The organism is Hoeflea sp. Naph1, from assembly GCF_046837775.1.
GTDB lineage: Bacteria > Pseudomonadota > Alphaproteobacteria > Rhizobiales > Rhizobiaceae > Hoeflea.
Genome location: NZ_CP177286.1, coordinates 3476785 through 3492132 on the forward strand (window position 1 = coordinate 3476785; position 15348 = coordinate 3492132).

A 15348-nucleotide genomic window follows, 5' to 3' on the forward strand; every position below is an offset into this window, starting at 1 on the left:
CACAAGCTCGAAACAATCATATCGTCAATATTGATCATATAAATCAACATTCGAGATGCTCGCCATGGCTGAATACCTCACCGCCGAACAGGCCGCCCGACGCCTCGGCGTCTCGCGGCAAACCCTTTACGCCTATGTCAGCCGTGGCCTGCTGCGCGCCGTGCCCGCACCGGACCCGCGCCAAAGCCGTTACCTCGCCGAAGCCGTCGAGCAACTGGCTACCACCCGCCGGCGCGGCCGCAAGCGAAAGGAAGTCGCCCGCGCCACGCTCGACTGGGGCATGCCGGTGCTGGAATCGGCGGTGACGCTGATTGAAAACGGCCGCCTGAGCTATCGTGGTCACGACGCCGTCGAACTTTCACAAACCCACAGTCTGGAGGACGTTGCGGCACTGCTCTGGCAGATGGAGAAAGAGACAGCCTTCCCGCACGCGGCACCGGGCAATCTCAAGGCCTATGCCAGCCTCTGCAGCCAGGTCGGTATGCCACCAGTCAGCGACACCCTGTTGCCGTTGTTTGCGGTTGCCGCAAGCGATGACCCTACTTCGGCATGGCGCCACGACCCCAAGATGCTGGCGCAAGGATCGGGCGATCTTGTGCGCATCCTGACAGCCACGGCGCTCAGACAAGCACCGCGATCGGCCCCGATTCACCAGCAACTGGCCGATAGCTGGCAGGTTTCGCCACCAGGCGCTGATCTGATCCGCCGGGCGCTGGTGTTGTGTGCCGATCATGAACTCAACGCATCGAGCTTCACCGCGCGCTGCGTGGCGTCCACCGGCGCGTCGCTGAAGGCGGCAATCATTGCAGCACTCGCCGCTCTCAGCGGGGTCAAGCACGGGGCCATGACGACACGAGTGGAACAGGTCTGGGACGGGCTCGATCCCGCCGATGTCAAAGGCAGCCTCCAGCGGCGTCTCGAAGCCGGCGAGACCATTCCCGGCTTCGGTCACCCGCTCTATCCCGATGGCGATGTTCACGCCCGGGCATTGCTCAAACCAATTCTGCCCGATTTTCCGCAAACGGCCCGGATTGTTGATGCGGTCAGGGAACTGACCGGCACCGAGCCATCGATTGATTTCGCGCTGGTCGCCCTGCGGCGGCATTTGCACTTGCCACCGGGCGCCGCCTTCTTGCTGTTTGCCATCGGCCGGTCAACCGGCTGGATCGCCCACGCGCTTGAGCAACGCGCGAGTGGTCAATTGATCCGGCCCCGCGCGATCTATACCGGCGAGCGCCCATGAGCCGATTGGCGGCCGGACCATTTGCTTTCAGCCGCGCCCGGTCCCTGTCAAAAACCAACGCTCGCGGATATCAGCCCGTATCGCCATCCGCCTGTCCGGCGCAAACCGCCGGCAGCCCGCCCATCACCAGATCGGCGACGATGGCGGCATAGGCGTCACGGTCCACAGGTCCGCCTGGCTTGTGCCAGAGAAAGAACCAGTTGAGCATGCCGAACACCGACATGGTCACCGGCCTGACCAGTTCCGGGCGCGCGGCAAATCTCTCAGGCTCCACCGCCCGCACGCTGTCGGCCATGCAGGCAACCAGCCGCCGCTGCAATGCCCTGAGATGCTCCTGCTTTTCCTCAGGCAGCGATGACAGCGCATCCAGTTGCACCTTGTGCTCGCTGTCGGAATCCCGATAGGCGATCAGCACCGCGCGGATCAGCGCCCGCAGCCGCGCGTCAGGCTCAGCCGAACCTGCGGCCGTGGTTTCCACCACATCGACCAGCGCCGTCAGGTGCGTGTCCAGAATATCAAACAGCAGCGCGTCCTTGGACGGGTAATAGTGATAGATCAGCGCCTTCGAGACCCCGCAGGCCTCCGCGAGCTTGCCCATCGAGGCCCGGTCATAGCCATGCTCGGCGAAGAACGTCGCGGCGGTTCTGAGGATCGCCTCGCGTTTGGCTTCGTGGTCCTTGGCAATGGTTCGCGCCATGAAGATCTACGCCTTTGGCCGGTTGTCGACAACGCGCTTGGCCTTGCCGTCGGAGCGCGCGACCTTGCCGGGCTCCTGCACATTGACGCGGGTGCTGACCCCCACTGTGCTCTTGATGTGATGCGCCAGCTCGCGCGAGGACGCAGCGCGAGCCTCATCGCTTGCGGCGCTGATGTGGCACTCGACATGCACCGTCATGTCATCCAACCGCCCGCTGCGGGTAAGCTCGATCTGGAAATGCGGCGCCAGCCCCGAGCACTTGAGGATCTGCTCCTCGATCTGGGTTGGAAATACATTGACCCCGCGCAGGATGATCATGTCGTCCGAGCGACCGGTAATCTTCTCCATCCGCCGCATTGAGCGCGCGGTGCCGGGCAGCAGCCGGGTCAGGTCGCGGGTCCGGTAGCGCACCATCGGCAGCGCTTCCTTGGTCAGCGTGGTAAACACCAGTTCGCCGATCTCGCCATCGGGCAACACTTCCTCCGTCACCGGATCGATGATCTCGGGGTAGAAATGATCCTCCCAGATGTGCAGCCCGTCCTTGGTCTCAACGCATTCATTGGCAACGCCCGGCCCCATGATTTCTGAAAGTCCGTAGATATCGACAGCATGCATGTCGAAGGCCTGCTCGATTTCCGCGCGCATCGCATTGGTCCAAGGCTCGGCGCCAAAAATGCCGACCGCCAGCGAACTCTCGCGCGGGTCGATTCCCTTGGCGCGGAACTCGTCGAGGATCGACAGCATGTAGGAGGGCGTGACCATGATCACCCGCGGCTTGAAGTCGGTGATCAGCGACACCTGCCGCTCGGTCATGCCGCCCGACACCGGCACCACCGTGCAACCAAGTTTTTCGGCGCCGTAATGCGCCCCGAGCCCACCGGTAAAGAGCCCGTAGCCATAAGAGACATGAACGATATCGCCCGACCGGCCTCCCGAGGCGCGGATCGAGCGCGCCACCAGACCGCCCCACACATCAATGTCGCCTGCGGTATAGCCAACCACCGTCGGCTTGCCGGTGGTTCCCGACGAGGCATGCAGCCGTATCACCTTGTCCCGCGGCACCGCAAACATGCCGAACGGGTAATTGTCGCGCAGATCGAGTTTGGTGGTGAACGGGAACTTGGCGAGATCGGAGAGCGACTTGAGATCTTCCGGATGCACGCCCTTGGCATCAAACGCGGCCTTGGTATGCGGCACATTCGCATAGGCATGGGCCAGCGACCATTTCATCCGCTCAAGTTGAAGGGCTGAAATCTCGTCGCGCGAGGCGATCTCGATCGGGTCGAGGCTGGCCCGGTCAGGCGTAAGGTCGAGCATGATATCCTCCTTGATCCGGGTGGATTGCTAACGCTCCCCGCGCCGCTCCGCCCATAGCTGTTGCCACCGGTTGTCAGCCGGCCGTTTCCTCAAAATGCGTTCCCGAAACCGTCCGCGACAGGCCGCGAAATTCTGCGATCGTCACGCCGTCCTGGCGCGCAACCGACACGTCATAGACACCGGAGCGACCTGCAAGCGTCACTTCGCGCGCCACAGCAGTCAGTCGGTCTCCTTCTCGTCCCGGCGCCAGAAACGTCACCGAACAGTGCTGCGCCACAGTCACCTTGTTGTGGCTGTTGCAGGCGAATGCGAAGGCGCTGTCGGCCAGCGTGAAGATCGCCCCGCCGTGACAAGAGCCATGCCCATTGAGATGATCCTTGCGCACGATCATCGACAGCGTCGCTGTGCCGGGACCGACCGCCTCGATTTCCATGCCGAAAGCCTGGCTGGTGTGATCGTCTTTCCACATCGCAGTCGAAGAGCGCTCGGCGCGTTGCTGGTCGTTGATCCCACTCATGACCCACCTCCGAATTTGGGTTCACGCTTTTCCAGAAAGGCGCGCACACCCTCGGCATAGTCGGCAGAACGGCCAGCCTCCCCCTGGGCGCGGGCTTCAAGCTCCAGATGTGCGTCAAGTTCATGCCCGGCGGCAGCCTGGATCAGGCTCTTGGTGCGGCCAAGCCCGAAGGTCGGCCCTGCAGCCAGCTTGCCGGCCAGCGCCCGCGCCTCGGCAAGCAGGTCGGCGTCATCAACCACCCGCCAGATCATGCCCCACTGGGCGGCAGTTTCAGCACTTACCGGCTCGGCAGTCAGGGCAATCGCCTTGGCCCGCGCCTCGCCAATAAGCCGTGGCAACATCCAGGAACCACCGGCATCGGGAATGAGGCCCACACGGGCAAACGACTGGATGAATTTGGCGCCGCGTGCCGCCAGCACGATGTCGCAGGAGAGCGCCAGATTTGCCCCGGCCCCGGCGGCCACGCCATTGACGGCGCAGACGATCGGTTTTTCCATGGCACGGATGCGGCGGATCATCGGATTGTAGAATTTTTGAAGCGTCTCGCTGAGGTCCGGTGGGCCGGTCATCTTGTCGGGATTGCGCGCATCAAGGTCCTGGCCGGCGCAAAAGCCCTGCCCCGCCCCGGTCAGCAGCACCGCCCGGCAGCGTGGATCGTCACGCACCAGATCGAGATTGACAGCCATCGCCTCATGCATCTCGTCATTGAAAGAATTGAGCCTGTCGGGCCGGTTCAGCGTGATTTCAAGCACGCCATCATTCCACGAATGCAATACCGTTTCGCTCATCGCCAGGGTCCTCCTCAAATAAAGGGTTGCATAAGCCGACCGGTTGGTCAATTAATAATCCACTGGTATTTGATGCTTAAAACTTCTACTTGGTGCTGAAAATCTTCACGCCAGAATTTGCAGGAGCCGCCATCGTGACCACCCGCACCCCAACACCAAACGCCGGTCCGGACACTAAGGTTGTCGACGTGGTCATCAAGGACGGCCACGCCCTTGTCACCATCAACAACCCGCCGGTCAACGCGCTCGCTGTCAGTGTGCGAAAGGGTCTGATGGAAGCGTTGCGCGCCGTCAACGAGGCCGGATGCGCAACCGCAGCCCTGGTCTGCGCCGGGCGCACATTTGTCGCAGGCGGCGACATCTCGGAATTTGCCGGACCGCCGCCATTGCCGCATCTGCCCGATGTGCTTGATGCGATCGAAGCCAGTGCCACACCGTTCATCGCTGTCATGCATGGCACGGTGCTCGGTGGCGGCCTCGAACTGGCGCTCGCCTGCGCTTGGCGCATCGCTGACGACAACACCAAATTCGGCCTGCCGGAAGTCAATCTCGGCCTGATCCCCGGCGCCGGCGGCACCCAGCGCCTGCCCCGCGTCATCGGACTGGAACGCGCCGCCCGCATGGCCGCGAATGGCAAGCCGGTGAGTGCCAAAACGTTTGAAGAGTTCGGCGGACTGGATCTCGTCTTCTCAGGCGACCCGATGCAGGCCATCGCGTCCTTCAGGAACAACCTGCCAGCCCGGCCGCAAAACACCTCTGCCCGCCCGGTTGCAGACGCAGACCTGACAGCGCTGAAGGCCGAAATCACCAAATCGGCCAAGGGCTCAAACGCCCCGATGATCGCGCTCGAAACCACTGCACTCGCAGCCACCCTGCCCTTTGCGGAAGGCAGCAAGATCGAGCGCCAGACCCATCTCGACCTGCGCGACAGCGCCCAGTCGCGGGCGCTGAGAAGGCTGTTCTTTGCCAGCCGCTCGGTCACAAGACCGGCCCGCCTCAAAGCCATCGAGCCTGTACCAATCAACCATGTCGCCATCGTCGGCGGCGGCTTGATGGGCGCAGGCATCGCCGCTGCCAGCCTCGCCGCCGGCCACCGCGTCACCCTGCTCGAGCGCGACACCGAAAGCGCGCAAGCCGGACGCGGCCGCGTTGAAGCCATCATCGCCAAGGATCTGGCCTCAGGCCGTATAACCGAAGCCAAGGCCGACGCCCGCCGTGCGGCCTTCCATGCCGGTGCTGATTACGCTGCAGCCAGTGACGCCGACATCGCCATCGAGGCCGTGTTCGAGGATCCGGAAGTCAAGCGCGCAGTGTTCAGGCAGCTTTCGGATGTCATGTCCGAGACAGCATTGATCGCCACCAACACCTCCTATCTCGATCCCAACATGATCAGCGAAGGCATGCCCGGCCCGGGCCGTTTCCTCGGCCTGCACTTCTTCTCGCCCGCCAACATCATGAAGCTGGTCGAAGTCGTCGGCACCTCGGTCACCACCGACCAGACCCTGTCGACCGCATTTGCCTTCGCCCGCGGCCTCGGCAAGATCCCGGTCGAAACCGGCGTCTGCGACGGTTTCATCGGCAACCGCATCCTCTCGGCCTATCGCCGACAGGCTGATTACATGCTCGCCGACGGCGCCTCACCCTATGAAGTCGATGCGGCCATGCGCGGCCTCGGCATGCCGATGGGGCCTTATGAATTGCAGGACCTGACCGGTCTGCAGATCAGCTGGGCCAACCGCAAGCGCCAGCTGGCCGCAGGCACCTGGCCGGGCCGTTATGTCGACATCGCCGACAAGCTCTGCGAAATTGGCCGTCAGGGCCGCGGCAGCCCGGCAAAGAAGGGCTGGTACGATCACACAAGCGGCAGCGGCAAGCAGGACCCGGACGTCGAAGTCATGGTTGCCGCCTGGCGCACCGAGCACGGCACCGGGCAGCAGACATTCACTACCGACGAGATCGTCATGCGAATTATGGCCGCCATCGTCAACGAGGCCAATCTGATCCTCGAAGAGGGCATCGCTACCAGCGAGACTGCGGTCGATATTGTCTGGACCGAGGGTTATGGCTTCCCCAAACATCTCGGCGGGCCGATGTTCTGGGCCGAAGAGACCGGCATGGACCGGATGCGCGAAGCTTTTGCCGCCATTGAGGCTCAAAGCCCCGGCTCGTTGAAAGCAGCCGGCGTGTTCAAGGGCTGACGCCCACGCCGAACCAACACGCATGACACTTGACGGACCGTCGCCATGAGGGAGAGAGACATGGGGTTGATCAATGTGCACAGCTATTTTGCCGGACTATGGCTGCCTGCAGATGACGGCGCTCGCGCAATAGCAAATGCTGTCACCGGCGAACCCTTAGCGATTGCCGGTCAGGCTGCACTCGATACGCAATCCATGGTCGATTTCGCCCGCACCAAGGGCGGCCCAGCGCTGAGAGCGATGAGTTTTCATGACCGCGCCCGCATGCTCAAGGCCCTGGCGCTGGAGCTCTCCAAGTTCAAGGACGAGCTTTACTCGCTCTCCCACACCACCGGCGCCACCACGCCTGATGCAATGATCGACATCGACGGCGGCATCGGCACCATGCTGGTCTATGCCTCCAAGGGCCGCCGCGAAATGCCCGATGGCCACATCTATGTCGATGGCGATCTGGAGATGCTGTCACGCAATGGCACTTTCGTCGGCCAGCACGTCGCCACCTCGCTCCACGGCGTCGCGGTTCACATCAATGCCTTCAACTTCCCCGTCTGGGGCATGCTCGAAAAGCTGGCCCCCACCCTGCTTGCCGGCATGCCGGCCATCGTCAAACCGGCGACCGCCACCTGCCATGTCACCGAGCAATCCGTCCGCCGCATGATCGAAAGCGGCATCCTGCCCGAAGGCGCGCTGCAGCTGGTTTCGGGCGGTTTGGGCGATTTGCTCGACCGGCTCGATTATCAGGACGTGGTCGGCTTCACCGGCTCGGCCAAAACCGCGCTGATGCTGCGCTCCAATCCGATCCTGCTTGAGAAATCCGTTCGCTTCGTCGCCGAACAGGACAGTCTCAACGCCTCCGTGCTCGGCCCGGACGTCACCGTAGCCAGCCCGGAATTTGATATTCTGGTCAAGGAAGCCGTGCGCGAGATCACCGCCAAGGCCGGGCAGAAATGCACCGCCATCCGCCGCATCATCGTGCCTGAGGCGTTGCTCGGCCCGGTCGGCGAGGCGATTGCCGAAAAGCTCGGCAAGATCCTCATCGGCGACCCGGCGCTGGAAACCACCCGCATGGGCGCACTCGCATCGGCCGCCCAGAAAGCCGACGTGCTCGACAAGGCCCGCCAGATCGCAGCCGAATGCCGGGTTCTCACCGGCGATCCAGACACCTTCGAGGTCGATGGCGCTGACAAGACCAAGGGCGCCTTCGTCAAGCCGATGCTGTTTGCCTGCGATGATCCCGACACCGCCAATGCCGTTCACTCGGTCGAGGCTTTTGGCCCGGTGGCAACGCTGATGCCCTACCGTGATCTCGTCCATGCAGGCGCCTTGATGAACCGCGGCCGCGGCAGTCTTGTTGCCTCCGTTATCACCCATGATCCCGCTGTCGCGCGGTCCCTGCTGATGGACGCAGGCGCCGCCCACGGCCGCATCTATGTCAACAACCGCGACAGCGAGCACGAAGCCACCGGCCACGGCTCACCCCTACCGCACATGGTTCACGGCGGACCCGGCCGCGCCGGCGGCGGCGAGGAACTCGGCGGCATCCGCGGCGTCATGCATTACATGCAGCGCACCGCCATTCAGGGCAGCCCGGATATCATCTCCGGCATCACCGGCACCTGGATCAAGGGCGCGGCCAGGCCAATATCCTCGGCTCACCCCTTCACCCGCAGCTTTGATGACCTCGCCATCGGCGACACCATCGAGGCCGGCCCGCGCACAGTCACGCTGGAAGACATCGAAAAATTCGCCCACTTCACCGGCGACACCTTCTATGCCCACATGGACGAGGAAGCCGCCAAGGCCAACCCGTTCTTCCCCGGCCGCGTCGCCCACGGCTATCTGCTCTTGTCCTTCGCAGCCGGCCTGTTCGTCTCCCCCGACCCCGGCCCGGTACTCGCCAACACCGGCCTCGACGGGCTGAAATTCATGAAACCCGTCTCGCCCGGCGACGCCATCTCGGTGGCACTCACCGTCAAGCGCAAGACCCGCCGAACCGACGAATATGGCGAAGTCCGCTGGCACGTGGCAGTGCTCAACCAGGACGGCGACGACGTCGCCGAATACGAGCTGCACACGATGAATGAATATGGCTGATGGCGGTAGGCGACTGCTTGCTTGCGCCAATCCACCTCCCCTCATACCGGACCCCGATCCAGACAAGCGAAGCGACGTCGTAGCCTCCGGCACCCTGCAACCCGGCCTCTGCCGGGTCAAATACTTCTTTCAGTCCAAGGGCTTGAGCTGACTGGATCCCGACGCAAAGCCGGGATGACGGAGTCTGAAGGCGCACCACCCCAGCATCGATTACGTGTCGTGTGACGCATTCACCCCACCCATCTCGCAACCTGAACTTCGCGCTCGATTTTCGCATTGATGTTGTTAGTCTCGCGCCACCAGCCCCGGGGTGAGAATCTTGCAGCCAATACCGATACAATCGCCAACCCACACCTCGGCCGGCATCCTCATGATGTGCGTCGGTGTCGCCTGTCTCTGCGTCAACGACGCGCTGGCAAAGACCCTGACGGCGCACTATTCGCCGTTTCAGATCCAGTTTCTGCGCAACCTGATCGCCCTGCCCTTCGCCATCCTGATCGCCTGGAAGATGGGCGGCGCCGCGGCCCTGCGCTCGCACAAGCCGCTGGCGCATTTGATGCGCGGCGGGCTCTGGGTCGGCGCAACCTACCTGTTCTTCACCTCCATCACCTATATGGGGCTCGCCGAAGCCACGGCGCTCATCTTTGTCGCACCGCTGTTCATCACCGCCCTTTCGGCGCTGTTCCTGCGCGAACAGGTCGGCTGGAAGCGCTGGCTCGCCGTTCTTGTGGGCTTCGCCGGTGTGCTGATTGCCGTCCGCCCCGGCACATCGGCGTTTGAGACCATCTCGCTGCTGCCCGTCGCCACCGCCTTCGTCTACGCGATGCTGATGCTGTCGGCACGCTGGGTCGACAGCCGCGAAAGCGTCTGGACCCTGCTTTTGTACATGACCGGCACCGGCGCAGCCATCAGCCTGTTCATCGTCCCCTTCATTTGGAACCCGATCCGGCCGGAGGATCTCTGGCTGTTTGGGGCAATCGCCATCTTCGGCACCGCCGGCATGACCATGATCACCCAGGCCTTCCGCTTGGCCCCCGCCGTGGTCGTAGCCCCCTTGGACTACTCAGCCATCATCTGGGCCACGGCTCTCGGCTGGCTGTTCTGGAACGAAATCCCAGATGCGCTGACCTTCGTCGGCGCCGCCGTGATCATCGCCAGCGGCGTGTTCATCATCTGGCGCGAGCACCGGGTGGGGAACTGAGCCAGGCGCTTCTGGAAAGAAGCGGAAACGGCAACCGCAAACGCCGGTTTACGGCTCACGCTGTTATCTGCAGAATGTTGATTTCCGGCTCATCGCGGACTTCAAATTTCTACCGCCCCCCGAGGCCAAAGCGGGTAACACATCAAAACCTCAACCAAGCGTATTTGCAGATGCGGCCTCCAGGAGTGAACATGACCATACGCGCAATGATCCCTTACCTGATCATCACCTTCGGATTGGCATGGGGGCTGTTCGCGATCTTGACGCTTTATCAAGATCAGGTTGTCTCAATATTTGGACCGGTCAGCGCAACCAATCCGCTCTTCATCGTATCGGTCTATGCACCTGCGATTGCCGCTGTCTCGCTGGTGCTGTGGACCGGAGGAATAGATGCGGCAAAACGATTTCTCTCGCGCCTCTTCCTCTGGCGGGCATCACCTTATTGGTATGCGTTCCTGATATTCGGCATTCCATGGATCCATTTCGCCGGCTCCGCCGTGAAAGGTAACCTGTTTGATACGCCATTTCCTTTTGAGAACGTAAGTGCAGCGCTTGCCGGCCTGGGCTTCATGCTGATCCTTGGGCCGGTTGAGGAGTTTGGCTGGAGAGGCGTGGCGTTGCCACTGCTGCAAAGACACGTGGCGCCGATTTGGGCAGGACTTGTCCTCGGCATGATTTGGGGCGTTTGGCATTTGCCTGCGTTTTTCCTGAGCGGCACACCGCAAAGCGCTTGGGGATTTACACCGTTCTTCATCGGCTCCATCGCGGTCAGCCTGATACTGACGCCTTTTTTCAACAATGCACGCGGCAGCATTCTGATCGCCGTCTTGTTTCATTTTCAGTTGAACAATCCGCTTTGGCCGGATGCACAGCCCTATGACACGATCTTTTTCGTTTTGGCAGCACTTGGTGCCATCTGGTTCAACAGGGACTCGATGTTTAACCGGGATGGTGCAATCATCGAAGTTATTCCCCAGTCAGTCAGGGACGACGCCGGCAGTAGCGCTCATTGAGCAAAAGAAAAGCAGGACGCAAGCCGTCTCAGGTGATGGTCGATAAAGCCACGACCATCAAACGCAACAAGCTCGGCCCGCCCTTTGGCCGGCTGGACGACGAAACCATGCTCGCGGTTACCCGGTCGCTGACGGTTTTCCTCGGCCTCGCCTGAGCCCCATACGCAAAGGCCCTGCAAGCTACCCCCGAACGGGTGCCTCACCCATAGCGTTCTGCCGTCAGCCCCTCGAACGAGATCTCCGGTTCCTTGCCCAGCACCACATCGGCCACCGCGCGACCCGAGCCGCAGGCCATGGTCCAGCCCAAGGTGCCGTGACCGGTGTTGAGATAGAGATTGTCGTAGCGCGAAGCCCCGAGCACCGGCGTGCCGTCCGGTGTCATCGGCCTGAGGCCGGTCCAGCCTTCGGCCTTGGTGATGTCGCCGCCCTTGGGGAAAAGGTCACTGATGACATATTTGACCGTGTCGGTGGCGTGCGGCCCGAGGCGGTCGGAATAGCCCGCAATCTCGGCGGTGCCAGCGACGCGGATGCGATCGCCCAGCCGGGTGATGGCCACCTTGTGGGTCTCGTCCATGATGGTCGATTGCGGCGCAAAGGTATCCTCGGTTACCGGCAGCGTCACCGAATAGCCCTTGACCGGATAGACAGGCAGCTTCACGCCGAGCGGGTTGAGCAAGTTGGGGCCATAGCTGCCAAGCGCGCAGACATAGGCATCGCCCGTAATCCGCCCCGCAATTTCCGTGTCCACACCGGCAATTCTGCCGTTTTCCACGGCGATCGCCTTGATCGACTGGCCGTACTGGAACTCGACGCCCATCTCGGCGCATTTTTCTGCCAGCGCCATTGTAAACATGCGGCAATCGCCGGTCCGGTCCGCCGTCAGCCGCAGGCCGCCGACAAACTTGTTGCGGACCTCTGCCAGCGCCGGCTCGGCGGCAATGCAGCCGTCTCGATCCAGAACCTCGTAGGGAGAATCAAATTCCGCCAGGACATCCTGGTCGGCCTTCGACCCCTTGAGCTGCTTGGCGGTACGGAACAGTTGCAACGTGCCTTGCGCGCGGCCGTCGTACTCGATGCCGGTTTCCGCGATCAGGTCAGGCATCACGTCGCGTGAATAGTTCGAGATCCGCACCATCCGGCTCTTGTTGATCCGGTAGCTCTCCTCGTTGCAGTTTTGCAGCATCTGCAGCCCCCACTTCCACATGGTCGGGCTGATTAGCGGCCAGATGAACAGCGGCCGGCGCTTCATGAACAACCATTTGATCGCCTTGAGCGGCACTCCGGGCGCTGCCCAGGGCGAGGTCATGCCATAGCTGAGTTCCCCGGCATTGGCATAGCTTGTCTCGAGCCCCGGCCCGGTCTGCCGGTCAAGAACCACAACCTCGGCCCCGCCTTTGGCGAGATAATAGGCGGTGGTGACACCAATCACGCCGGCACCCATAACGACAACTCTCATAACTGGCAGCCCCTTCCGGCTTTATTCACGTGTAAATTCAATCCGAGCCTAGCTGATCCCGGTGCAAACCACCACCGGTACACGCGTCGCTATCGCCCCTTCAACCGACATTGTCCACACAAGCTAAAGCGCTTTGAAGATCTGCGTGCAATAGTCGATAAAAGGCAACGTCAGGGCGTCGGGCGCATGGTCGCGAGTGTGCGCCACAACGACCGGCATTGGTGGCAGATTTTCTTCAAGTTCTATTGGCACCACTTGCCCCCCATCATAGGTCTGATCAGATACCGGGCGCATCGCCAGCAGCGAAACGCCAAGCCCATTGGCAACGCTGCATCTGACCGATTCGATGGAAGCGGATCGAAACGCGATGCGTGGGCTGATGCCGTGATTTGAAAAGATCGAGAAGAAGTAATCCCTGCTCCGCGGCGCATCAAACAGGATGTAGTCTTCCGAGGCGATGTCTTTCAGGGAGATCGATGCTCTCTTCGCCAACCGGTGGTCGCGCGAAACGATGAGATAGGGCCTGGCAACTGTCAGCGTCCGCCAGGCAAACAGGTCCGGATCCAGTCCGAGATCATACATGATGGCAAGATCGAGCTCGTTGCGGCCGATCGCACAGATCAGTTCGTCCTGAAGCAGTTCCTTGACCTCCAGAACGACACCCGGGGCCAGATCCCGATAGCCGCGGACAATCCGCGCGAGGCAGAACGGCGCGATCGATTGGAAACACCCCAGCCGGATTGTGCCGGTCCTGTTGTCGGCGATTCCCTCAATGGCTTCTTCGACCCGGTCCGCACACCCCAGTAGCATTTCTGCATGGCGCAGGAATTCGGTTCCTTGCGCCGTCAGTTTCATGCCGCGCGCGTGAAGCCGCCGGAACAGCACAAGCCCGGTCATGTCTTCCAGCTTCCGGATCGACTGCGCCACCGCAGGCTGCGAAATCCCGATTGCCCGCGCCGCCGACGCAAGTCCGCCGGTTTGCGCAACCGCTCGGAAATATTCGCACTGTCGTAAAGTGAATTTGCTCATGCGCCCCCTTAAGAAAAGCTCTTCTTTTCCATAAGCATCAATAATACAATTTTTTCAATCTTTCGAGGCCGTGTAGAGCTTGTCAGGCCCCACTCGAACCTGTTGATGAGGACAGATCATGGACCTGAATCAGATTGTTGACTTGACCACCTACCCCATTGAAAAATCAGCCTTTCGTGCAGCCTGCCGCAAGACCTACGAAGACCACGGCATTCTGGTGATGTCGCAGTTCGTCACCCAACCGGCAATCGAGGCAATTCAGGCCGAGGGACGCGAGAACGAGGACAAGGTTTTCGCAAGCTCGGCCAAACACACGGTCTACCTCAGCCCGCAAGACCCAAACTTTGCCGCCGACCACCCGCGCAACAGGCTTGTCGTGTCTTCAAAGGGCTGCATTACCGATGATCTGATGCCGCAGCAATCGGCGCTCAGAACGCTCTACAACGCGCCGGAATTTCGCGCGTTTCTGTGCGAAGTTCTTGGCGAGGAAGCACTTTATGAGTACGCCGACCCCTTGTCGTCGATCAATCTGCACTTTGCCAAAACCGGCCAGGAACTCGGCTGGCATTTTGACAACTCGTCCTTCGCCATAACGCTGATGATTCAGCCCCCCGAGCGTGGCGGTCAGTTCGAGTATGTCAACGCCGTTCGCGATGCCGATGCCGGTGAAATGAATTTTGAGGCTGTCGCAGACATTCTCGACGGCCGCACAAAGGTCGAGCAATTGAGCGCGGAAGCCGGCACGCTGGTGTTTTTCCGCGGACGCAATTCGATCCACCGGGTTGCTCCCAACGAGGGCAACCGAACCCGTATGCTCGCCGTCCTCGCCTACAACACCGAACCAGGTGTCTCGCTGTCCGAGGCAGCGCGCATGACATTTTACGGCCGAACCGGCTGATCGCAGTTCACTAGACACCCAAATAGCATCGCCCAAAACCGCATCAGGGGTACGAAACAGATAAGCCTTCTGAAGCATAAATTGGGGCGATACGGCTGGCTAGAATTCTTGGTGGATACGAACGAAATCGAATGTCTGGCTTTTGTGATGCATGGTCCGGTTGTCCATTGTAGACTGGCTGTTGATATCAGTGCCGCATCCAGCGGCCCCCTCTCTCTGCACTGCCGGCAAGGACAAGCAATGTCATCACAAGACCAGAAACTCTCCAGCCCGTCGGCGCTGCGCAACCGCGGCCCGATCTCTGATCTGCTGCGTCATGTGTTGCCCAAAACCGGAACCGTACTCGAGATTGCCAGCGGCTCCGGCGAGCATGTCATCCATTTCGCCAGCCTGTTTCCAAACCTTGTCTGGCAACCCTCCGATCCGTCGCCGGAGGCGCGCGTCTCGATTCAGGAGTGGGTGAAATCGAAAGCCACAACCAACGTGCTCCCCCCACTCGATATCGACGCGTCGAGCCCGACCTGGCCAATAGAGCGGACGGACGCGATGATCGCCATTAACATGGTTCACATCAGCCCGCGGTCAGCCACACAAGGCTTGCTAGCGGGCGCGGGCAAGCTGCTGCCAAGCGGCGGTGTGCTGGCGCTTTACGGCCCCTACCGACGCGAAGGCCAGCCGCTTGTTCCAAGCAATGTGGAATTCGACACCAGCCTCCGCGCCCGAAACCCCGCCTGGGGCATCCGCCTGCTCGAGGATGTGGAAAGCCTGGCCAAACAATCCGGACTGGCGCTGACCTCCGTCACCGAGATGCCCGCCAACAATCTCGGTGTGGTTTTCACGCGGCAGTAAGGCTTTGATGCGCGTCTCCAAGAGGTTGCCTATTTGCACTTTTCAGCG

At 61.5% G+C, this 15348-nt stretch carries 13 protein-coding genes and 1 pseudogene; 8 read left to right on the forward strand and 6 right to left on the reverse strand.

Annotated features, from left to right (window positions below; genetic code table 11):
* Positions 1-64 precede the first annotated feature (64 nt).
* Entirely contained in the window at positions 65-1243 is a 1179-nt protein-coding gene (locus tag ACK6D9_RS16720; protein ID WP_412049364.1) for a citrate/2-methylcitrate synthase, read from the forward strand.
* A 70-nt stretch (positions 1244-1313) separates the two neighbouring features.
* On the opposite strand, the gene ACK6D9_RS16725 is transcribed toward ACK6D9_RS16720, so the two are convergent.
* From ACK6D9_RS16725 to paaG, 4 genes are all read right to left on the reverse strand, one after another.
* Positions 1314-1940, reverse strand: coding sequence for a TetR/AcrR family transcriptional regulator (locus ACK6D9_RS16725; RefSeq protein ID WP_322990933.1), 627 nt, complete (start codon positions 1938-1940; stop codon positions 1314-1316).
* Between the two features lie 6 nt (positions 1941-1946).
* Positions 1947-3257: a phenylacetate--CoA ligase PaaK gene (gene paaK / locus ACK6D9_RS16730; protein WP_412049365.1), complete on the reverse strand. Its 1311-nt coding sequence runs from the start codon at positions 3255-3257 to the stop codon at positions 1947-1949.
* Between the two features lie 73 nt (positions 3258-3330).
* On the reverse strand, positions 3331-3774 hold the full coding sequence (gene paaI, locus ACK6D9_RS16735) for a hydroxyphenylacetyl-CoA thioesterase PaaI (protein WP_412049366.1): 444 nt from the start codon (positions 3772-3774) through the stop codon (positions 3331-3333).
* Positions 3771-4568, reverse strand: coding sequence for a 2-(1,2-epoxy-1,2-dihydrophenyl)acetyl-CoA isomerase PaaG (paaG, locus tag ACK6D9_RS16740; RefSeq protein ID WP_412051835.1), 798 nt, complete (start codon positions 4566-4568; stop codon positions 3771-3773). Before paaG ends, paaI begins: the two co-directional genes overlap by 4 nt.
* Before the next feature lie 128 nt (positions 4569-4696).
* On the opposite strand from paaG, the gene ACK6D9_RS16745 reads away from it, so the two are divergent.
* From ACK6D9_RS16745 to ACK6D9_RS16765, 5 genes and pseudogenes are all read left to right on the forward strand, one after another.
* A complete protein-coding gene (locus ACK6D9_RS16745; RefSeq protein WP_412049367.1) occupies positions 4697-6760 on the forward strand; it encodes an FAD-dependent oxidoreductase in 2064 nt (687 codons plus the stop codon).
* 60 nt (positions 6761-6820) lie between these two features.
* The gene (gene paaZ / locus ACK6D9_RS16750; RefSeq protein ID WP_412049368.1) at positions 6821-8854 is read left to right on the forward strand and encodes a phenylacetic acid degradation bifunctional protein PaaZ; all 2034 of its coding nucleotides are present in this window, start codon (positions 6821-6823) and stop codon (positions 8852-8854) included.
* A gap of 370 nt (positions 8855-9224) precedes the next feature.
* Positions 9225-10055 (forward strand): DMT family transporter, encoded by an 831-nt coding sequence (locus tag ACK6D9_RS16755; protein ID WP_412049369.1) that lies wholly within the window; start codon positions 9225-9227, stop codon positions 10053-10055.
* A gap of 191 nt (positions 10056-10246) precedes the next feature.
* Positions 10247-11068 (forward strand): CPBP family intramembrane glutamic endopeptidase, encoded by an 822-nt coding sequence (locus ACK6D9_RS16760; protein WP_412049370.1) that lies wholly within the window; start codon positions 10247-10249, stop codon positions 11066-11068.
* 17 nt (positions 11069-11085) lie between these two features.
* Positions 11086-11223 (forward strand): annotated as a pseudogene (locus ACK6D9_RS16765) (type II toxin-antitoxin system PemK/MazF family toxin); the annotation flags it as partial.
* 44 nt (positions 11224-11267) lie between these two features.
* Here the strand turns inward: ACK6D9_RS16765 and ACK6D9_RS16770 are convergent.
* Both ACK6D9_RS16770 and ACK6D9_RS16775 read right to left on the reverse strand, forming a co-directional pair.
* On the reverse strand, positions 11268-12524 hold the full coding sequence (locus tag ACK6D9_RS16770) for a D-amino acid dehydrogenase (protein WP_412049371.1): 1257 nt from the start codon (positions 12522-12524) through the stop codon (positions 11268-11270).
* 123 nt (positions 12525-12647) lie between these two features.
* Positions 12648-13553 (reverse strand): LysR family transcriptional regulator, encoded by a 906-nt coding sequence (locus ACK6D9_RS16775; protein WP_412049372.1) that lies wholly within the window; start codon positions 13551-13553, stop codon positions 12648-12650.
* 118 nt (positions 13554-13671) lie between these two features.
* On the opposite strand from ACK6D9_RS16775, the gene ACK6D9_RS16780 reads away from it, so the two are divergent.
* Together ACK6D9_RS16780 and ACK6D9_RS16785 are read left to right on the forward strand one after the other, a co-directional pair.
* Positions 13672-14451, forward strand: coding sequence for a 2OG-Fe(II) oxygenase (locus ACK6D9_RS16780; protein ID WP_412049373.1), 780 nt, complete (start codon positions 13672-13674; stop codon positions 14449-14451).
* Positions 14452-14691: 240 nt separating this feature from the next.
* Positions 14692-15300, forward strand: coding sequence for a DUF938 domain-containing protein (locus ACK6D9_RS16785; RefSeq protein ID WP_412049374.1), 609 nt, complete (start codon positions 14692-14694; stop codon positions 15298-15300).
* Positions 15301-15348 lie beyond the last annotated feature (48 nt).